Here is a 22,804-nt window from a genome sequence, read left to right as displayed (position 1 = left end):
AATAAAAGTAAAGTTTGAGTTGAAACTTATGTTAACGAATTATCATTTTCATTAGGGAAAATGATCCATGGTTTGAAGGTTTTAGCTTCTTCAAATTCCAGGGTTGCATACGAAATGATAATAATAATGTCGTCCTTTTGAACTTTTCTGGCTGCAGGACCATTCAGTGTAATTTCACCTGAATTTTTTTCTCCTTTAATCGCGTAAGTTTCAAAACGTTCTCCGTTATTGATGTTAACAATAGATACTTTTTCGCCTTCAATAATATTTGAAGCTTCCAGCAGGGTTTCATCAATAGTAATACTGCCAATATAATTTAAATCGGCACCAGTAACTTTTACTCGATGAATTTTTGATTTTATAACTTGAATTTGCATGCTGCAAAGGTAATTTAATTTAATGAAATGGTGTCAATTAACCTTATAGAATTAACAAATACCGCTATAAACGCACGGTATTTTTTGTCTTTAATTTTATGATCGATTGATAATAATGTAGATTCGTCAGCAATTACGAAATATTCGAGATCAAATCTTTCGTTGTCTTTAAAAGCATCTTCGACAAATTTAATAGTTTCCTCAGGAGTACTGTTTTGGAATATTTCTTTGGCTTCGGTTAAAACTTTGTAGATTATCGAAGCTTCTTTTCTTTCTTCAGTCGTAAGACGTTCGTTTCTTGAACTCATCGCTAAAAGATTGTCTTCTCTAAAAATCGGGCAGCCTACAACATTTACAGGCAAGTTGTTTTTCTCTACCAGTTTTTTAACAATTTGCAGCTGCTGAAAGTCTTTTTCTCCAAAATAGGCATTTGTTGGAGTAACGATTTCGAAAAGACGTTTTACAATTGTTCCAACACCATTAAAATGCCCTGGGCGGAATTTTCCTTCCATTTGATTTTCTAAACCATCGAAGTCAAATGATTGCGAAATGGTCTGTCCTTCGTAAATATCATCGACAGAAGGAGCATATAAAATTATTTTGTCACTTAAACCTCTCATTTTTTTCACATCTTCTTCAAGAGTACGAGGGTATTTTTCAAGATCTTCGGGATTGTTAAATTGAGTTGGATTCACGAAAATACTTACAACTGTGTCGTCGTTTTCTTTTAGTGATCGCTGCATTAAAGCCAGATGCCCTTGATGTAAAGCTCCCATGGTTGGTACAAATCCTATTGTTGAATTTGCGGTTTTGATAGTTTTTAAATAGGCTATCAGAGCTACTTTACCGTAGAAAATATGCATGGCGGTATTATTAAAATTTACTGCAAACATAATATATTAGTTATAAACTGCATAAATTTTTGTAATTTTGCGACGTTTTTATTACCAAAAATTAAGTAAAATACTATTATGAAAGATAAGAGGATATTATACGTATCATCTGAAGTCGTGCCTTATCTGGCTGAAAATGAGGTTTCTTTAATGTCTTATGACGTTCCTAAAATGATTAATGATCAAGGAGGTCAGATAAGAATTTTCATGCCAAGATATGGGAATATCAATGAAAGAAGACATCAATTACATGAAGTAATCAGACTTTCAGGGATGAATTTGGTAGTGAATGATTTAGATATGCCATTGATTATCAAGGTAGCTTCAATTCCGAAAGAAAGAATTCAGGTTTATTTCATTGACAATGATGAATATTTTAAACGTAAAGCCACTTTTGCTGACGAAGAGGGGGTTTTATATCCGGATAATGATGAGCGAGCTATATTTTTCGCAAAAGGAGTTGTCGAAACAGTAAAAAAATTAAACTGGGTTCCTGATATTATTCACGTTCATGGCTGGCTGGCAGCAATGCTTCCTATCTATATGAAACATTACTATAAGAACGAGGCTTTGTTTAATGATACAAAAATTGTGACTTCTGTTTATGGTCAGTCTTTTGATGAGAATCTAGACTTAGAAATGATCAATAAAGTAAAATTTGACGGTGTGCCGCACGAGTCAATTTCAGATCTTGAAACTCCAAACTACGAAAATATCTTAAAGGCTAGTATATTACATTCTGACGCTGTTATCATTGCTTCTGAGAATGTTTCCCCAAGTTTAACAAAATTTATAGAATCTTCAGGAAAACCTTTTTTACCTTTCGCCACGAAAGATGCATTCGCTGAGGCGTATACAAATTTCTATAAAACAATGGGACTTTAAAAATTAACTTTATTATTAAACATGTACAATACTTCTTTTATTAAGAAAATTCTATTAGCCGCTACGGTTGTTCTTTTATATTCTTGTGACAAAGATTTTAATGCGATTGGCGAAAATTTAATTGGTGATGATCATTTTGGACTTGAGTCTGAAAAATACGATGTAGTTGCGTTTAATCAAGAAGTTACTTCGGTACAATCGAATATTTTATCAACGACAGCTTTAGGAATTTATAATAATCCGGTTTTTGGAGAAACTACAGCAAATTATGTAACTCAGGTTGCCCTTGCCACGTATGCACCAACAATAGGAGAAACTCCTGTTATCGAAAGTGCTATTTTAAGTGTTCCTTATTTCAGCCATATAACCGCAAATAATACAGATGGAAGTCATACTTATGCATTAGATTCTATTTATGGCCCGCCAGATGGGAAATTGAAGTTAAGTGTTTATGAGTCAGGTTACCAAATGCGCAGTTCGTACATCAATAACGGATCTGAATTGCCGCAGTTTTATTATACAGCGCAAAATTCGGTTTTTCAAGGGGCTATAGGATCAAATCCGCGTTTGAATAATGATACTTCTAAACCTGCTCAAAATGATCAGTTCTTTTTTAGTTCAGAAGAGTATAAACTGGTTACAAAAGATGATGCAGGAAAAGAGACTACAACTTATACGGCTCCAGAAATGCGTTTGAACTTAGATAAAGATATTTTTCAGAAGAAAATTTTAGATGCGCCTTCTAAATTAGCAGCGGCCGATGTTTTTCAGGAGTATTTTAGAGGATTGTATTTTAAAGTTGAAAAAGCGGATGGCAGCCCGACAACCAATATGGCTTTAATGGATTTTTCTAAAGGAAAAATTACAATTACCTATAAGGCTAAAACGGCAATTACAACTGATGATCCTAATACTACAGAAGAGAAAACATTAGTAATTAATTTTGTGAACCCGACCAGTTCAGGCGGTACAGCAAATTTATTACAAGACGCAAAAGAATCTGCTTATGCAGATGCTATAAATTCGTCTAATGTAAATAAAACAGAAGGAGACCAAAGACTTTATATAAAAGGAGGTCAGGGATCTGCAGCAGTTATCAAGCTTTTTAATCAAACTGACTTGATTAGTTATGACAGCTCAGGAAGTATAGTTAATGGTCCAAATGGTGTTCCAGATCAGTTAGATGAGATTAGAAATAATGTGGCCACTAAAAATTGGAAAGTGAATGAGGCTAATTTGGTTTTTACCATTGATGCTGATAAAATGGCTAAGGTTAAAGTAGAAGATGAGCCTCGCAGAATTTATTTATATGATTTAACAAATAATGTTCCGCTTGTAGATTATTTTTCAGATCAAACTTCAAGTTTGGTTACAGGAGATACTAAAGGAGCTAAATATATTTTTGGGGGATTAATTAATCGTGGAGATGATAAACGTGGTAAAACGTATAAATTCAGGATAACTAATTATTACCGTAATCTTATTAAAGACAAAACAGCCAAAAATGTTGATTTAGGACTGGTTGTTACAGAAAGTATTGGTATCAGTACCTTTAATTTTCTGGAAAATAGAATTGTACTCTATCCGCCAAAGACAAACGAGTACTTTTCGCAAGTGCCAAAAGCATCAGTCATGAATCCGTTAGGAACCATCTTATATGGTACTAATATTCCTTTTTCAGATACACAGAATTCGGATTACAGTAAACGATTGAGACTTGAGGTTTACTACACGAAACCAAATTAATTAATATATATGTGTGGAATTGTTGGATATATCGGTCATAGAGAGGCTTATCCTATTGTTATAAAAGGATTAAAGCGGCTCGAGTACAGAGGATATGATAGTGCCGGCGTTATGTTGTATGATGACGAGTCAGGCATAAAAGTTTGTAAAACAAAAGGTAAGGTTTCAGATCTTGAAGCTAAAGCAAAAGAAGGCTTTGCTGTTAATGGAAATATTGGAATTGGACATACCCGCTGGGCAACCCACGGTGTTCCAAACGACGTAAATTCACATCCTCATGTTTCTAATTCCGGAGACTTAGTCATTATTCATAATGGAATTATTGAGAATTATGCACCGCTTAAAGAAGAATTAATTAAGCGTGGTTATATTTTCAAATCTGATACTGATACAGAAGTTTTGGTAAACTTAATTGAAGAAGTTCAGAAAAAAGAAAATATAAAATTGGGTAAAGCAGTTCAAATTGCTTTAAACCAAGTAGTAGGTGCTTATGCAATTGCGGTTTTTGATAGAAAAAATCCAAACGAAATTGTAGCAGCAAGATTAGGAAGCCCATTGGCAATTGGAGTTGGTGAAGGAGAATACTTCATTGCTTCAGATGCTTCTCCGTTTATAGAATATACTTCGAATGCAGTATATTTAGAAGATGGTGAAATGGCGAATATCAGACTGCACAAGCCTCTTAAAATTAGAAAAATTAAAGACGACTCTTTAGTAGATCCTTATATTCAGGAACTTCAAATGAATTTGGAGCAGATTGAAAAAGGCGGTTACGACCATTTCATGCTAAAAGAAATCTACGAACAGCCAAGTGTAATTAAAGATACTTACAGAGGAAGACTTCATGCAAATGAAGGAATCGTTCAAATGGCTGGTGTTGAAGATAATTTAGAGAAATTCTTAAATGCTAAGCGAATTTTAATTGTCGCTTGCGGCACTTCATGGCATGCCGGTTTAGTTGCTGAGTATATCTTTGAAGAGTTTACCCGTATTCCGGTTGAAGTAGAATACGCATCAGAGTTTAGATACAGAAACCCAATTATCAATAAAGACGACGTTGTAATTGCCATTTCTCAATCTGGAGAAACAGCAGATACTATGGCTGCTATTAAATTAGCGAAAGAAAACGGCGCTTTTGTATTTGGAGTTTGTAACGTTGTAGGTTCTTCTATTTCAAGAGAAAGTCATGCTGGTGCTTATACACACGCAGGACCGGAAATTGGAGTAGCTTCTACAAAAGCATTTACAACTCAAATCACGGTTTTAACCATGATTGCTTTAAGATTAGGAAAAGCAAAAGGAACCTTATCAAATCCTGATTTCCATGCTTATCTGCAAGAATTAGAATTAATTCCGGAGAAAGTTTCTGAGGCTTTAGAAACGAATGACAGAGCAAAAGAAATTGCGGCTGCTTTTAAAGATGCGCCAAACTGCTTGTACTTAGGGCGAGGATATAATTTCCCGGTTGCACTTGAAGGAGCATTAAAGCTTAAAGAGATCTCGTATATTCATGCTGAAGGATATCCTGCAGCCGAAATGAAACACGGTCCAATTGCTTTAATTGACGAACACATGCCGGTTATTGTGATTGCGCCAAAGCAAGGTCACTATGATAAAATTGTAAGTAACATTCAGGAAATTAAATCCCGAAGCGGTAAAATCATTGCAGTTGTAACTAAAGGAGATACGCAAGTTCGTGAATTAGCCGATTATGTAATCGAAATTCCGGAAACTTCAGATGCATTATCACCGCTTATTACGACAATTCCTTTACAATTACTTTCGTACTATATTGCAGTTATGAGAGGTTGTAATGTCGATCAGCCGCGTAACTTAGCAAAATCAGTTACAGTAGAATAAGTTATTTTAAAATACAAATAATGTTAAAAAAGCGAGATTTAGGTCTCGCTTTTTTTATGTCTTTACTTTTTTAATATTTAAATTTTGTAGGATTTGTATTTATTTTATATGTTTGTAAGAAATAGTGTAAATATTTCTTATGAAAACAATTCTACTTGCCTTTTTCACGACTCTTTATTTTTCTTCCCATGCGCAGTCTAAGCTCAATTTCACTTACGATGGTGCAGGAAATCAAATTACCAGAACCTTATGTATTAACTGTCTGGCCAAACCTGCAAAAGAGATTCCAACAGCAGAAGCCATTACAGAAAATGATTTAGAAAAATTCTTCCCCGAAGATGTCATTTCGTATTACCCAAACCCAGTAAAAGAAGAACTCTATCTGCAATGGGAGTTAGCTCATGATAATTATGTAACGGCTGTTCATCTGTACTCTGTAACAGGGCAGGCATTACGAACCTATCAGCTAAACAATACTACGAGCAGTTTAAACATCCCTTTTCAGCAATATCCTACTGGTGTTTACCTTGTTTTGCTTTCGTACCAAAATGGAGGGGAAAAGTCTATTAAAATCATTAAAAAATAATTTACGATGAAGAAGTTTTATATCAGCCTGTTGTTTTTATTAGTTGGTTTATTTGGTTTTGGGCAAAATACGGAGACTACAATAATAAAAAGGATAGATCAAACAGAGGAGATTATAGCTCCAACTAATAAAATATTAAAGGCAGTTCTTCCATCAGCAAATAAACCTACAGGCGACTCTAATGAGGTTGGTATAACAGAGGGAGAATTGACTGTTTCTTTAAATGGGAATGCTAATTATTCAATTCCTATTGCAGTTCCAAAAGGTATTAATAATGTAGAGCCTCAAGTAAGTTTAACTTACAATAGCCAAAACGGACTTGCTGGTACGGCTGCACGCGGCTGGGATATTTCAGGGGTTTCTTCTATAACCAGAATTCCGGCTACAAAATTTCATGATGGAGTAATTGATCCTGTAGATTTTAATGCATTAGACAGATTCGCCTTAGATGGCCAAAGATTAGTTGTGAAAAGCGGAACAACAGGAGTGTATGGAGCAGATAAAACAGTTTATGAAACAGAATATTTTTCGAATATTAAAATTACATCCAATGGTGTTTCACCTTATGGTGCCAATTATGGACCAGATAGTTTTTTAGTTGAATATCCAGATGGGTCTAAGGCATATTATGGTAATTCGACAAATTCCAAATCAATTATGGAATGGTCAATTGTATATTGGCAAAATGCTCAGGGAGTTCGAATTAACTATAATTACATATTGTTAAATAATACATTATATGTTGATAGTATTAAATACGGAGCTTTATATGGTCTTATTCCCATGAATGAGGTAAGATTTATTTATGAAGATCGAGCAGTTCCTGAAAATAATTATGTTGGAGGGCAAAATGTTATAAAAGGGAAAAGACTTAAGGAGATAAAAGTCTTTACAAATGGAATAGGTTTTAGAAATTACAGTTTAGTATTTAGACCAGTAGATCGTATAGAAAAAATAACAGAAACGAGCGGTGATGGTTCTAAAAGTTACAATCCAACGGTTTTTGATTATGAAATGACTTCTGAGGAAATGAAATATTTAGATATAACAACTTCATTAAATATTGGAAATGTAAATTCCTTAAATGTTGCGGCTGTTTCTGGTGATTTTGATGGTGATGGCAAAATGGATTGTTTGGTTTATCCAACAATAGGTAACGATGCTAAAGCAAAATATTGGTTGTATGCCGGAGTTGAAATTGGAAATAATTACAATATGGGTTTAGAACACAAAATTGGAGTTTTTGATGAAATTTTTCCAGCTACATTTTTGAGTTCTGATAATAAAGTTTTACCGCAAGGCTGGGTCGTTGCAAAAAAAACAGCTTCTGACTATACTTTTTCAGTATATGGTATGGATAAAATAGTTGGTAATATTAATATAGAAAAACATTACGACAGGGTAGTAAGTTTTCCAAAATCGGCTAGATTTAGTACTTGTAATCCAGGATGTAGTGAAATGAGAGGGACTGAGGCGATTTTTCCGAAAAAAATTATTTCAGGAGACTTTAATGGTGATGGCTTGACAGATGTTGTAGCTATTGATATGCCACATCCAACAAATGTAAATTGCACGGATCCAGGTACAGAGTGTCTTTCAGGAGACTTTACCTCTAAGAAAATTTATTTCATCGATTTGAAAAGAGACAAAACAACTGATTTTGTAACACTTTTGGGCGAGTTAGAAAGAGCATTGTCAACAACTGCAAAAATAGAAGTAGGTGATTTTAACGGAGATGGAAAAACAGATTTATTTATATTTGATTTTGGTACTTTAACAGTTTATTCTTTAGATAAAACAGGTAAACTTGTTATCTTGTATAGAAACACTTCTATTGGAGGGACTAGTTTTCCTATTTTGTTGGGAGACTATAATGGAGATGGAAAATCTGATTTTATGATTCCGAAAGCTTATGGTTCTTCACAATGGTATAAGTATACTTCTACTGGTATTACCATGATAAAAGAAGAAAAAACATATCTGCCGGTTTTTAGTAAAAATGATTCCAGTACAACTTATAATTATTTTGCAGTAGATTGCAATAATGATGGCAGAACAGATTTAATAAAAACTTTGAATTACGTTCAAAATAACAGCGGCTATATTACAATTTTATCTTATGCAAATGTAAATGGTGATTTTAGCAGTGAGCCAAAATATGCCTCAACCAGTTCAAGACCAGATATTAATATTTATGCTCTCCCAGTCTATCTTCCTCAGTCATTAAACAACGCCAATATTTTAGGGAACAAGATTAGCTCAACTTTTGAAATAGCTTTTTTCAATCAAAGCAAAATACATTTTTTTAGTTCAGGTTATAATTATAAAAAACAAAATTTATTAACCAATATAACAACAGGCAATGGAGTACAAGAGGCGATTAGTTATATTCCATTAGACTCGCAGTTTGCTAATACCTATCAAAATACGACTATTTACCAGTCAAGTAAAGGAATATCAAGTTATCCTAATTTAGATATTCTTGTAGATCCTAATTTCTATGTGGTTTCTAAATTAGAGAAACAAAGTAAGGACGTTTACAAAAAGAAATTATTTGCATATTATGGCGCCGTCTCGAATGTAGAAGGACTTGGTTTTTTTGGTTTTAGATCAGTAAGCCACACAGATTGGCATGACGATAATACAGCCATGTTCTCAAACATTGCAAAAAATGATATTGATCTAAGAGGAGCAAATATCGAAAATTATTATGTTAGGGGTTTTAGAGAGCCCTTGATAACCACACTTAATGATAAATTACCAGCTACAATTGTTAAAGGCGAAAATGCAGATTATAATGTAGTCCAGTCTGATAATTTAATTGCCACAAAAAGTATTAAATTAAAACCCAAAACTGTAATAAAATCAGGAAGTAGATTTTTGGCAAAAATAAATCCGGGGGCTAATGATTCGCCTAATACTCCAACAGACTTTATAACAAAATCGATTTCAGATTACGAAACTAATCTTATGACAAATAAAGTTTTCAAGCTAAAAAACACAGTTAATCAGCAATTTAATACATTAACAAATACTAATAGTGAGGAACATATAGATTATGATAGATTTAATAGTCCTCTAAAAACTACTACTATTGTCAATGAAGGTTCTTCGCGAGTTCAAACAACAGTTTCGGATGTGGCTTACTATAACGATGATTTAGGATGGCCTTATGTTGTTGGAAGGCCATTAAGCAAATCAGAAAATGTCTCTATTGCAGGCAGCACAATGAATGCTCAAGAAAAATATGATTACGATTCTGTTGGACTTATTAAACAAATTGAAAGAAGAGGGCATAATACTAATGCTGTAACAGAATACAATGATTACGACAGCTTTGGGAATATTATTAAGAAAAAAATTGTTGCTGTTGGTGTTGAACCTAGAGAAACAAATTATGAATATGATACTTCGGGCAGGTTTTTAACGAAAGTAACAGACAATGAAAAACTTTCTACTTCATTTGTTTATAACCCCGTTGGGACATTGAAATCACAAACGAATCCTTACGGCTTAAGTACGTCATTTACTTATGATGCCTGGTTTAAAAAGCGTACAGCAAAAGATGATAAATTAAATAAAACGATAAGTTATGATTATAAAAGGAATGCTGAAAAAACGATTGTTTTAACCACTACCGATGCTTTAGATGGAAGTACAAGCGAAGAAACATATGATGATCTTGGCAGAAAAATAAAAACTTCACAAAATGATCTTAACGGAAACTTTTCGTCAGTATCATTTATGTATGATATTTTTGATCGAAATTATAAAACAAGCGAACCGTATTTTGGTGCAGAACCAGTTCAATGGAATGTAACTAAATTTGATATATACAGCAGGCCGGAGGAAAGCAAGTCGTTTACAACAAGAACAGTTTCGGCTTTATACAATGCTCTAACATCGACTATTATCGATGGACAAAAAACAAAAAGCTTAACAAAAAATGCCATTGGTAACCTCGTTTCTTCTACTGAAACTACCGGAGGAACAATTAAGTATGACTATTTTGCCAACGGAAATTTAAAACAAACAGATTATAACGGTGTAAAAATAGAGATAGAACAAGATGGCTGGGGGCATAAAACTAAAATTACAGACCCTTCAGCTGGGGTATATACCTACAAAAATAACGATTTGGGAGAACTGGAAATAGAAACCAGCAAAAATGGCGAAGTGGTTACTACAATAACTAGAGACAGCAATGGTAAACCAATCAAGAAAACAGTTGTAGGTTCAGGAACAGAGACAGAAACTGTTTACGATTACGATTCGTCGACAAAGCTGCTTTCTAAAATTACTTTTACTGATAAAAAAGAATCTGAGGGACGAAAAGAAATTATTACAACTTATACCTATGATAATACTTTTAAAAGAGTAATAAAAATTGTTGAAGATAAAACAGGCATTTCTAAATTTACTACCTCATTTTCTTATGATGGATTAGGCAGGATTGATGTAGAAACGAAGGAGGCACAACTAGGAACAAAAAAGATTAGTATTGCTACACAAAGAAAATACAAAAATGGAAGTTTATATCAAATTGTGCATGATGGAACTAAAAAAGTATTATGGCAGATTAACGACTTAAATGCCAAAAGCCAGGTGCTGGAAAGTATTTTAGGCAATGGTATAAAAACTACGAATGAATATGATACGAATGGTTATGTATCAAAAATAAAGTATGATAAAACGACAGGAGATAAAGGGAATGTTTTGACATTGAATACAAAATTCGATTTTAAAACAGATAATTTAGAGAATCGCACCAATAGTGCCTTTAATAATTATACAGAAAATTTTGACTATGACGAAATAGACAGACTTGTAAAATTTACAAATAAGCTTGGAGTCGAAGAAACACAAAATTACGAAGCGTCAGGTAAAATAAAAGATAATAATCTGGGAACTTATAATTATGATAAAGCAAAACCATATCAAAACATCTCTATAACCCTTAGTCCAGAAGCCAACAACTATTATGCAAATAGAACAGGAACTTTTAACGATGACAAGAAAGAAAGAAAATTAGACATTACTTATAATGCTTTTAAAAGCCCACTAGAAATTACTGAAACTACTATTGATAAAATAAGTTTTGCCTACAATGATAATAATCAAAGAAGCACAATGTATTATGGTAATTTAGACGATAAATTACTAAGGTCTTTGCGTAAACATTATTCTGCCGATGGAACGATGGAGATCAAAGAGAATATAAAAACCGGTGTTACTGAATTTATTGCTTATATAGGGGGCGATGCTTATTCGGCTCCTATAATTGCCAGAAATGACGGGGTGTACACAGCTCCAAATATTTCGTATTTACATCGTGACTACCAAGGTACTATTCTTGCGATAACAGATGCTAATGCCAATTTGCTCGAAAAGCGTTTATTCGATGCCTGGGGAAGTATTATAAAAGTGCAGGATGGTGCAGGAAATACACTTACAGGATTGACTAATTTAGACCGTGGCTACACCGGTCATGAACATTTGCAGAGCGTTGGTCTTATTAATATGAACGCACGATTATACGACCCAATGCTGCATAGATTTTTACAGGTCGATAATTATATACAAGATCCAACTAATACCCAAAACTATAACCAATATGGTTATGTATTAAATAACCCGTTGTTGTATACAGACCCAAGTGGGAATGCATCTCAAGGTAGTGGAGGAGACTGTAAAGGTTGTGGAATTAACATTGGTCCTGGGGATCAAACAGGAACTCCTTTTGATATTGAGCAATTTGGTAAAGATTATGGAATTGACAAATGGCTTAGCAAAAATTTTAATTTGAAGAATTGGGATAGATGGAGAAAAGACAAAATTAGTCTTAATAATTTTTTGGGTCGCCATAAACAGCACGGACCTCCTCCTAATTTGAGTAGTTATGCGAATATCAATGGCGGTAATTATTCTGCCCAATCTAGAATTAGTTTAATTGATAGATTTGTAAAAGGAGGTATTGATCCTTATGCTAAAGCTGATGTTTCGAGTAATGGGATTGCTAAGTTACTTAAAAATGTTAAAGGTTTGGATCAAGCTTATAGAAATGGAGGAAGTCCAAAACACTCTTTTGATTTAATAGGAAATCAATATGAAGCCATTACTGAACACGGAAGAGTAAATTTAAACGCTGGATTGATCTCTATTCAGAATAATTTACATTTTGCAGGTGTTTTATTTCATGAATATCGACATGCATTTCAATATTCCCAGCCATATACAATCGGAGGTATTAATTACAATAGTCGTTACGATGCTTGGACTGAACTTTACGATGTTGGTCATTTAGGAGAAGGGGGTAGATGGGATATGATGGAATTAGATGCATATTCATATCAGTTTAGAATGGGAGATTCTGAAGGATATGTTCTTGAAAGATTAAAAAAATACTTTACTAGTATGAAAATTCAATGGAATAAAAAAAGAAATTAATAATATGAAAAATTACAAAAGATTTTTATTGTGTTTTATAAGCTTTTACAGCTTAAGTGGTTGTGATGAAAAAACGAATATCTCAAAGAGCGATTTAGAAATTATGTTTAAAAACGATACTCTTTATACATATTCAAATAAATATATAAAAGATACAGTGAATATTATTCGCTATTCTATAAAAAATAATTCTTCAAATACATATTATATTAATCAAGTGATTAAAAGTTCAGATGTATTTAAAATGGGTTTGTATAAAAATGGTATAAATATTTGCGTTTATAGTAAGGATGGAAAAGAGATAACGTATAAACAAAGAAGAATTTTTTACAAGAATTTCAATACGGAATTATTCTATAATTTTTTAATGAATGAAGCAGATTCAACTAGAATATGGTTGGGATATAAATCTAATTTAGATTATTTTGAAGCATTTGATAAAGAAAATAAAAGAATTTTTATTCATCCAAATGAAGAGCTTTTTTTTGAGTATCCAATTTTTATGAAAAATTTCAAGGAGTTTGATGGCAATCGTAGTGGATTTATTGATTTAAATGATAACCAAAAGTATTTTTCCAAAGTGTCAATTTCTAGTGATAGTATGAGTTATAAAAAAGTTTTGCCTAGGGATATATTAGAAACTATTAAACAAAATAATGTAAAAGTTTATCATGGTATTCTAGAGTCCAAGAATAAAGTGCCAATAAAGGTCATTGAATAGAATATTCTGATAGGTATAATCTTTTCTTGCTGGTCGGTATGTAGATTAAAGTCTAGTTTTTTGTAAAGACTAAAGGGGAGTAGATAATTATAAATTTTATAATTATTAGTGTTGCTAGGATCTACCACACGAAAGGATTCGTGCGGTAGCGGGGGGAATAACATAAAAGATTAGTATGAAAAAAATAATTTCATTTTTACTTAAAGGATTAATATTGGTCATTCTTGTTGTAACAGGAATATGGTTGTTATATAAAAATCATGCAAGGAATAATTTAGAAACTAAATTAAATTTACTGAACGAGAATTGGAGTAAAGTTGTAAAGTTGCAAGACGAAAGACAATATTTGTTGTATGGTTTAATTAAAGAACGACCACAAAATATAAAGTATTTAGATAGTCTAGAAGAAATTCTATCTAAATATAATAATTATAAAGGTAGGGAATGTGATTCTGCGATCATTTATCATCAATATTTGGCTAATAAATATGCATTGCCTCTTTTAGATTTTTATTTAAAAGATAAAGATACATCTCATAATCCTAAAATAAGAGCTTGTATAGATGCTATAAATAAAGCCATTGAAAACTATAACTTTAGTGTAAAAGACTATAATGAGTATTTCTCTGTGTTTCCTAATTTTATTATTGGAAAATCGATTGGTTTAAAGAGAAAAAAGTATTTCTATATACAATTTGGAATAGAGAATAAAGACCCAAAAACAGAAAAAAAAGAAAGACGAGCATGGCAACGAAAAATTGAGTTAGAACATGGAGTTTCCCCCGCTCCCGCACGAATCCTTTCGTGTGGCAGTATGTAGATTAAAGTCTAGTTTTTTATAAAGGTTAAAAATGAGTAGAAATTACAAATTTCATAATCCTGAAGGCTTGTATTTTATAAGTTTTGCAGTAGTAGGTTGGCTAGATGTATTTACAAGAAATGAATATAAAGATTTGTTTTTGGAAAGTCTGGAGTTTTGCCAAAAAAAGAAAGGGTTAGAAATTCATGCGTGGTGTATTATGACAAATCATGTTCATTTAGTTTTTAGGAGTGTAAATGGGCAAAACCCAGAATTATTGATTGGAGATTTGAAAAGATTTACTAGTCAATCTATAGTTAAAAGTATACAGGAGAATCCCAGAGAAAGTAGAAAAGAGTTTCTATTAGATTTTTTTAAAAAAGAAGCAGAAAAAAGTTCTAATGTAAAGCATTATCAGTTTTGGCGTCATGACAATAAACCAATTGAGCTTTGGAGTAATAAAGTAATTCAGCAAAAGATAGATTATGTACATGCTAACCCTGTTGAGGAGGGATTGGTTTATAAAGCAGAAGATTATGTATATAGCAGTGCAATTGATTATTCTGGACAAAAAGGTTTGGTTGATGATATAGTTGTTTTTAAGATGTTTGATGTTTAGCTGTTGTACCACACGAAAGGATTCGTGCGGTAGCAGGGTGTTGGGGCATTCTTTACAGAATCAAGAACATGGACATTTAATTTTTAATATTTATGAGCAATTGGATGAATGGTTTGGTACCATGTAAAGAACAAAAGTATTGGAATTTAGGTGTTTTGGGTTTAATTATTTTGTTGATTACTATTTCTTTTTTTCAAAAATCAAAAGATATGGTAAATTATGAAGATGAAATAAATTATGAATATAAAGGATTTGTTGTCAATAAGTATATAGATTCTTCAGATCATTCAATTTGTAAATTAAAATTGAAATCAGGAGAGATAGTAAACGTTTGGAATAATTGCTATAAAAAGGTTGATATTGGAGATTCGATAGTGAAGAAAAAGGGGAATTTTAATTTTTTAGTTTATAAATCATCAGGTTTGGTAATTGTAAATATCGAAGATAACTTGATTGTTCCAAAAGAATGATTAAGAGAAATATTGCCCTAGTGTAATTAATTTTTCAAATAAAATAAAAAAGAAGATTAACAAACAATCTAAAGAAGTTGATTTTTGAAAGAAGAAAATCAAACAAAAATGAAAACTATTATTATGTCATTATAAAGGATGCAGTTGAAACTTAAAAGGCATAATTATTTAAAGAAAAAAAGAACTATTAATATAAATTATAAAAATTAAAATGATGAATAGAATACTGTTTTATGCCTTTTTTTTAGTATTAAATTTGAGTTATGCTCAAAATAGATTTCCAACCGCAGGTTCTGTAGGTATTGGAACTACTGAACCGCTTTATGATCTTGATGTGCGTGGTGATGGTTTTTTTAGTGGGGCAATTACAACTTCCAGGTCAGGTGAAATGGGGGGGCAAATGCGAATTGTAAATCCTTCTAAATTATCCAGTGGTACGGCAAATAGTTGGATTATTTATAACATGACAGGCGGTTACGGAAACAGCTTACAGTTTTGGGCCTATGATAATTTAGGTTGTGTTGGAGGCATGTGCAGTAATCGTTTCACTATAATGGATAATGGTAACGTTGGCATAGGAGAATCAAATCCCAAAAACAAACTGGATGTGAAAGGAATTATCCATTCGCAGGAAGTAAATGTAGATATGGATAATTGGTCTGATTTTGTATTTAAAAAAGAATATAATCTGCCAACGCTTACAGAAGTAGAGAAACATATTGCCGAAAAAGGACATTTAGAGAATATTCCAAGTGAAGAGGAAGTTTTGAAAAACGGAATTAGTTTAGGGCAGATGAATTCTAAATTGCTGCAAAAAATTGAGGAATTGACGCTTTATGCTATTGAACAGGAAAAGAATAATAATAAACAATCTTTGCGAATTGAATTATTGGAAAAAGAAAATGAAGTTTTGAAAAATGTTTTAGAGAGATTGTCTAATATTGAAGAAAAATTAAAATGATATAAAAAAGAACATGAAAAAACTGTTGTTTACAATTGTAATGGGATTATTAATTTCTAATTTAAATGCACAAAAATTAGAACCAACATCTCATATTTGGGTTGCAGGAACCGCGGATAATTTTAAAGGAGGATATACCTTTTCCTATGCGACATCGGGAACCCCGTGGAATGGTTCTCTTATTAGCTTTGGAGGATTTGATAATAATTACGATACCCAGATAAGTAGTGATTACTGGAGTAGTCATATTTCCTTTAGAACCAAAAATGGGGATGCTAATACTTGGAATCCTTGGATTGAATTAGCAACTAAAGGAGCTAATGATTTTGTGGGTAATCAAAGTATTCAAGGTAATTTGGGAGTAGGAACGAATAATCCTTTAGCAAAACTTGATGTTTCTGGAGGAAATTTATTAATAAGAAATATTGAAAATGTTGATGGTGTTTCTTCTATTATGGTGGCACATTCAGTAAATATAAGCAATTTTGATACCACAGGTACATCAATTAGATCTATTACTCAAAATGCAGGAAGTAACAATTACGGACTCCAATTTTTTACTGAAGATTCTCATTTGACGGGGCAAACAGAAAAGATGAGAATTTTAGGCAACGGCAATGTTGGTATAGGAGAATCAAATCCCAAAAACAAACTGGATGTAAAAGGAATTATCCATTCGCAGGAGGTAAATGTAGATATGGATAACTGGTCAGACTTTGTATTTAAAAAAGAATACAATTTGCCAACACTTCAAGAAGTAGAGAAACATATTGCCGAAAAAGGACATTTAGAGAATATTCCAAGTGAAGAGGAAGTTTTGAAAAACGGAATTAACCTTGGCGAAATGAATGCGAAGTTATTGCAGAAAATAGAAGAAATGACTTTGTATATGATTGAAATGAAAAAAGAAATTGAATTATTAAAGAAAAACCAAAAATAAACAATGAAAAGATTTGTTTTATTATTTGTGATGTTTGTTTCGCAAATTACTTTTGCTCAAAGTATTTTTCCTGCTAATGGTGACAATGTAGGTATTGGTACGGCAAATCCATCCCATAAATTAGATGTAAGGGGGAATGCATCATTTCAGGGAGCAATTATTAGTTCTGTATCAGATGTTATAGGAGGTCAGTTACAATTAAAAAACCCTTTAAAAACAAGTACTGGTTCTGCAACCAGTTGGAATATTTATAATATGACAGGCGGTTACGGAAATAGCTTACAGTTTTGGGCCTATGATGATTTAGGTTGCGCTGGAGGAATGTGTGGTAATCGTTTCACTATAATGGATAATGGTAACGTTGGCATAGGAGAACTAAACCCAAAAAACAAACTAGATGTAAAAGGAACAATCCATTCGCAGGAAGTGAATGTAGATATGGATGGCTGGTCTGATTTTGTATTTAAAAAAGAATACAATCTGCCAACCCTTATTGAAGTAGAAAAACATATTGCTGAAAAAGGACATTTAGAAAATATTCCAAGTGAAGAAGAGGTTTTGAAAAACGGAATTAACCTTGGAGAAATGAATGCAAAACTTCTTCAGAAAATCGAAGAAATGACTTTGTATATGATTGAGCAGAATAAACAAATCATTGATTTGAAAAACAGATTAGATAAAGTAGAAGAAGTAAAGTCTAAGTAAGTTAAAAGCTTAGATAATGTTAAAAAAGCGAGATTTAGGTCTCGCTTTTTTTTATTGCCAAATTTTTTTTCTGCGATATGTATTTTTATTAAATTCTCAAAAATGTTACGAAATTTTATATGTATGCATAGTATTGTTGTTGATATTGTAATTAAATATTGATTTTAATCTAATAAAAGTAATTACGAAATAGTTAAAATTGTTGCAAAAATTGTACTTAATATTGGTTTTTTTTAACGTTTTATTATTAATATTAAAATTATTTGTATTTTGGCTATACAAACTAGTAATAAAACTAACCAAAAACCTAACCCTAATGAGAGTCTATTTGCTAATTATGTTGTTTTTCAGCGGAATATCCTTTGCGCAGAATACAATTACAGGTTCTGTTACTGATGGTAACAAACAATCTATTCCCGGTGCCAATGTTGTTGTATCAGGCAGCAGTACTGGTGCATCAACTGATTTTGATGGAACATTTAAATTGACTACAAATGCTAAGCTGCCCTTTTCGATAAAAGTTTCGGCGGTAGGATTTGAAACGGTAACAGTTAATGTAACATCGGCAAGTCAAAAAGTAAATGTGGTTTTAAAAGGTGAAGAAAATAAGCTGGATGAGATCGTGGTTTCGGCTTCAAGAACACCTGAACGTATTTTAGAATCTCCTGTTACAATTGAAAGAATGGGTATTCAGGATATTAAGAAGACTGCTTCGCCATCTTTTTATGATGGTTTAGAGAATTTAAAAGAGGTGCAGATGAATACAAGTAGTATGACTTTTAAATCTGTAAATACCAGAGGATTTGCAACCGTTGCCAATACTCGTTTTATGCAATTGGTAGACGGTATGGATAACTCATCTCCGCTGTTGAATTTCGTTTTAGGAAATATGATTGGAGTTTCTGAGATTGATGTTCAAAGTGTGGAGCTGCTTCCTGGAGCATCGTCAGCTTTATACGGAGCAAATGCATTCAACGGAATTTTATTCATGAATAGTAAAAGCCCTTTTACTTATCAAGGTGTTTCAACTTATTTTAAATATGGTGTAACTTCACAAGAGGCAGCGGGTACAAATAGTTACTATGATTTTGGTATTCGATTCGCTCATGCTTTTAATAAATATTTTGCAGCAAAAGCGAATTTTACTTATATGCAGGCTACAGATTGGTATGCAACAAATTACAATGATAAAACAAGATCAGGTGTTGATAGAACAGATCCTAACTACGATGGTATCAACGTATATGGTGATGAGGCTTCTACAAACATTAAAGGGGTTGGTTTAAAATTAGAAGCTATGGGATTAATTCCTGCAGGAGCATCTAATCTTCTTCCAAATTCAAATGTAAGCAGAACCGGATATAACGAAATAGATTTAACTAATAATAAAGCAGCGAATAAAAAAGTTGATTTCTCTTTTCACGGCAGACCTTTTGGTGATGAAAGATTAGAAATTATCTGGCAGAGTAAATTTGGTACTGGTAATGCGGTTTATCAAGGAGCAAACAGATATTATTTAAATGATTTTTTTATGCAGCAGCATAAATTAGAATTTAAAGGAAAAAACTTTTTCTTAAGAGGTTATATGACTTCAGAAGATGGAGGACATTCTTACGATATGGTTTTTACAGGGATTAATGTAAACAGAAAATGGAAAGACGATAATACTTGGTTTGGTCAATATGCAGGAGCTTTCATTCAGGGAACTTTAGGAGGAATGAATCCGCAGCAAGCTCATGCTGCAGCAAGAGCTACAGCTGATACAGGACGTTTTTTACCAGGAACACCTCAATTTCAAAGCGCATTTAATCAGGTTGTAAATGAAGCGGATGTTCTTTCTGGTTCAAAATTGGTAGATAATTCAAAGATTTATCATTCAGATGTTAATTACAATTTCAGAGATCTAATAAAATTCGCAGAAATTCAGGCTGGGGGATCATTTAGAGCTTATGAATTAAATTCTCACGGAAGAATCTACACAGATGCAAATGGACCAATTGATTATAACGAATATGGCGCTTACGTTCAGTTAATGAAAAAATTCATGGACGACAGATTGAAGTTTACAGGTTCTATCCGTTACGATAAATCTAAAAACTTTGATGGAAATTATTCACCGCGTTTGTCTTTGGTATATTCGGCAGGTGAAAGAAAAAATCATATTTTCAGAGGATCTTTCCAAACAGGTTTCAGAAACCCGTCAACTCAGGATCAGTATATCGGATTTAATATCGGAAACGCAGTATTGCTTGGATCTGCTCCGGATAACTTAACAAGATTTAATGAAACATTTAATCTTAGTGCAGAAGGTCAGGCGTATAATGGAGGTCCGTCGAAAGTTATGAATGGTAACGATGCTTATTACAATTCGTATATAGCAAGTTCTGTTAGCGCTTTTTCTGCTATGGCCGGAACTAATCCTGTTGCAGCGGCTGCGTTGTTAACGAAATCAAGAGCTAATCTTGTTAAACCGGAAGAAGTGAAAGCTTTTGAATTAGGATATCGTTCTGTTTTTGAAGGAATGTCAATCGATATTAATGGTTACTATAATATCTACAATAATTTTATAGGTAATTTAAATGTGGTTTCTCCTTTCTATGGAACAGCACAGGATAGTCCAAACTTGCCAATACCTGGTAATCCGATTACTGATGCAGGCGCACAATCTATACGTGCTCTTCAAAACGGAGAATATAGAACGTATCAATTATATACAAACTCAGATGTAGAAATTCATTCATTAGGATTTGGGGTTGGTCTTTCTAGAAAAATAGTTTCTGACTTCGAATTAGGAGTTAATTATAATTACGCTCAATTTGATTTTGATCAGGCAAAAGATCCAAGTTTTGAGGCTGGTTTCAATACTCCAAAACATAGAGTTAAAGTTTCTCTTGGAAATGAAAAATTATTCAAAAATTTTGGATTTAATGTCAGCGGAAGATGGAATAGCGAATATTTATGGCAGGCAGGATTTGCTGATGGTATAATCAAATCTGCAACAGTAATAGATGCTCAGATTAATTATGGAATTCCACAATTAAAATCGGTTGTGAAATTAGGAGCGGCGAACATTGGCGGTAAAGAATACTATCAGGTAATTGGGGCTGGATTAATAGGACAGCAATACTTTGCTTCTTGGACAATTAATCCGTAATTGAAAATCTTTAAAATACTATAATCATATTATTTACTTTCAATGAAGGACTCTTTTTAGAAAGAAATAATTTAAAAATATATAATCATGATAAAAAATTTCAAATGGCTCTTATTGGTTTCGTTGACCTTTGCGGCCTGTAACAGCGACGATGACGCGGTTACCGTTGTAGATTCTTCAGATGGTCAGCCTTTGACATCTGGTTCTGCTAATTTTTCTAAATATGTTGCGTTAGGAGATTCTTTTGCAGCGGGTTTTAGTGACAATGCTCTATTTATTAAAGGACAGGAAGGTGCATATCCTAATATCTTGGCACAGCAATTTGCTTTGGCAGGAGGAGGAACATTTACAACGCCTTTTACAAAAGATAATATTGGAGGTTTGTTGTTAGGAGGAAATGTTATTGCCGGACCTCGTTTTTATTTTAATACAACTGTTACGCCGGAGCATCCAGTTTCAACTGTTGATCCTGTTAGTGGAGTGCCAACAACAGAAGTTACAGCTCACTTGACGGGTAGTTTTAATAATTTAGGAGTTCCTGGCGCTAAATCTTTTCATTTGCTGGCGCCTGGTTATGGTAATCCGGCCGGGGTAGCTGCAGGAACGGCGAATCCTTATTTTGCTCGTTTTGCTTCAAGTGCAACAACTACAGTTTTGGCAGATGCTTTAAGTCAAAATCCTACTTTCTTCTCATTATGGATTGGAGGAAATGATGAATTAGGATATGCAACTGCTGGTGGAGACCCAACGGTGAATCCTTTAACGCCGCCTGCCACTTTCGATGCGGCATATAAAGGATTGGTTACGCAGCTTGTTGCTGGTGGAAGAAAAGGTGTTGTGGCTAATTTACCTGTTATTACAACTCTTCCTCATTTTCATGTAATTGCATATAATCAACTTACTCAGGCTAATTTAAGTGCCGGAGGAGTTAGCTTAGTAAATACTTTAAACGCTCAATTGTACGGGCCATTGCGTAATGCTTTAGTTTTTTTAGGGCAGGGAAGCCGAATTAATCTTTTGTCTACAACTGGAAATAATCCGTTATTAATTGTAGATGAAACTCTGCCTGATTTGTCGGCAAGTTTAAAAACAGTATTGATGGGCGGCGGATTAGATGCGACTACCGCTACGGTTATGGGGCAGATTTTTGGAAGAGCGAGACAAGCGCTTCCTACTGACTTAATTGTTTTGGGGGCTTCCAGCAGAATTGGAAAAGTTCCAAGTGTAGCACTTGATGGAATTGCTTCGCCTTCTCCTGCTTTATCGCAGTTAGGAGTTACTTTTCCTTTGCCTGACAGATATGTTTTACTTCCTTCTGAAGTAGCAGAAATTGGAGTGGCAACAGCAGCTTATAATTCAACAATAAAAGCAGTTGCAGAAGCAAATGGTTTAGCAATTGTTGATGCAGAATCAATTATGGCAGATCTAAATAAGCCAAGTGGTATTACAATGAACAATTTTACATTAAAAGCGACATTTGTTACGGGAGGTATGTTTTCTTTAGATGGAGTTCATCCTTCTCCAAGAGGGTATGCTTTTATTGCTAATAAATTTATTCAGGCAATTAATGGTAAATACGGTTCAAATTTAAAAGGTGTAGATATTGGGAATTATCCGGTTCTGTTTCCGGCGAAATTATAA

At 33.1% G+C, this 22,804-nt stretch carries 16 protein-coding genes; 14 read left to right on the top strand and 2 right to left on the bottom strand.

What is annotated here, in order from left to right:
* Positions 1–26: 26 nt before the first annotated feature.
* Together panD and panC are read right to left on the bottom strand one after the other, a co-directional pair.
* Entirely contained in the window at positions 27–377 is a 351-nt protein-coding gene (gene panD / locus AC1RRQ_RS18120; protein ID WP_026727479.1) for an aspartate 1-decarboxylase, read from the bottom strand.
* 14 nt (positions 378–391) lie between these two features.
* On the bottom strand, positions 392–1,270 hold the full coding sequence (gene panC / locus AC1RRQ_RS18115; protein WP_493024425.1) for a pantoate--beta-alanine ligase: 879 nt from the start codon (positions 1,268–1,270) through the stop codon (positions 392–394).
* 78 nt (positions 1,271–1,348) lie between these two features.
* Here panC and AC1RRQ_RS18110 point away from each other — a divergent pair, with 78 nt between their 5' ends.
* From AC1RRQ_RS18110 to AC1RRQ_RS18045, 14 genes are all read left to right on the top strand, one after another.
* Positions 1,349–2,155: a glycogen/starch synthase gene (locus AC1RRQ_RS18110; protein ID WP_057122038.1), complete on the top strand. Its 807-nt coding sequence runs from the start codon at positions 1,349–1,351 to the stop codon at positions 2,153–2,155.
* Between the two features lie 21 nt (positions 2,156–2,176).
* Entirely contained in the window at positions 2,177–3,901 is a 1,725-nt protein-coding gene (gene bamH, locus AC1RRQ_RS18105) for a BamH family beta-barrel-assembly machinery protein (RefSeq protein WP_493024424.1), read from the top strand.
* Between the two features lie 9 nt (positions 3,902–3,910).
* Entirely contained in the window at positions 3,911–5,761 is a 1,851-nt protein-coding gene (gene glmS, locus AC1RRQ_RS18100) for a glutamine--fructose-6-phosphate transaminase (isomerizing) (RefSeq protein ID WP_493024423.1), read from the top strand.
* Between the two features lie 139 nt (positions 5,762–5,900).
* Positions 5,901–6,347 carry a T9SS type A sorting domain-containing protein gene (locus tag AC1RRQ_RS18095; protein WP_493024422.1) on the top strand — a complete coding sequence of 149 codons (447 nt, stop codon included), beginning with the start codon at positions 5,901–5,903 and terminating at the stop codon, positions 6,345–6,347.
* 6 nt (positions 6,348–6,353) lie between these two features.
* Positions 6,354–12,794 carry an FG-GAP-like repeat-containing protein gene (locus AC1RRQ_RS18090; protein WP_493024421.1) on the top strand — a complete coding sequence of 2,147 codons (6,441 nt, stop codon included), beginning with the start codon at positions 6,354–6,356 and terminating at the stop codon, positions 12,792–12,794.
* A gap of 4 nt (positions 12,795–12,798) precedes the next feature.
* Positions 12,799–13,515 carry a hypothetical protein gene (locus AC1RRQ_RS18085; RefSeq protein ID WP_493024420.1) on the top strand — a complete coding sequence of 239 codons (717 nt, stop codon included), beginning with the start codon at positions 12,799–12,801 and terminating at the stop codon, positions 13,513–13,515.
* A 175-nt stretch (positions 13,516–13,690) separates the two neighbouring features.
* Positions 13,691–14,335 carry a hypothetical protein gene (locus AC1RRQ_RS18080; protein WP_493024419.1) on the top strand — a complete coding sequence of 215 codons (645 nt, stop codon included), beginning with the start codon at positions 13,691–13,693 and terminating at the stop codon, positions 14,333–14,335.
* Positions 14,336–14,366: 31 nt separating this feature from the next.
* On the top strand, positions 14,367–14,933 hold the full coding sequence (locus AC1RRQ_RS18075) for an REP-associated tyrosine transposase (RefSeq protein WP_493024418.1): 567 nt from the start codon (positions 14,367–14,369) through the stop codon (positions 14,931–14,933).
* 92 nt (positions 14,934–15,025) lie between these two features.
* A complete protein-coding gene (locus AC1RRQ_RS18070; RefSeq protein WP_493024417.1) occupies positions 15,026–15,403 on the top strand; it encodes a hypothetical protein in 378 nt (125 codons plus the stop codon).
* A gap of 211 nt (positions 15,404–15,614) precedes the next feature.
* The gene (locus tag AC1RRQ_RS18065) at positions 15,615–16,364 is read left to right on the top strand and encodes a hypothetical protein (protein WP_493024416.1); all 750 of its coding nucleotides are present in this window, start codon (positions 15,615–15,617) and stop codon (positions 16,362–16,364) included.
* 13 nt (positions 16,365–16,377) lie between these two features.
* Positions 16,378–17,304: a hypothetical protein gene (locus AC1RRQ_RS18060; RefSeq protein WP_493024415.1), complete on the top strand. Its 927-nt coding sequence runs from the start codon at positions 16,378–16,380 to the stop codon at positions 17,302–17,304.
* A gap of 3 nt (positions 17,305–17,307) precedes the next feature.
* Positions 17,308–18,009, top strand: a complete 702-nt coding sequence (locus AC1RRQ_RS18055; protein WP_493024414.1) for a hypothetical protein — start codon at positions 17,308–17,310, stop codon at positions 18,007–18,009.
* Positions 18,010–18,325: 316 nt separating this feature from the next.
* On the top strand, positions 18,326–21,163 hold the full coding sequence (locus AC1RRQ_RS18050; protein ID WP_493024413.1) for a TonB-dependent receptor domain-containing protein: 2,838 nt from the start codon (positions 18,326–18,328) through the stop codon (positions 21,161–21,163).
* An 87-nt stretch (positions 21,164–21,250) separates the two neighbouring features.
* Entirely contained in the window at positions 21,251–22,804 is a 1,554-nt protein-coding gene (locus AC1RRQ_RS18045; RefSeq protein WP_493024412.1) for a G-D-S-L family lipolytic protein, read from the top strand.

The sequence above is a fragment of the Flavobacterium sp. GW821-FHT12A05 genome, assembly GCF_058807735.1.
This window is presented reverse-complemented; position numbering and strand designations above follow the sequence as displayed.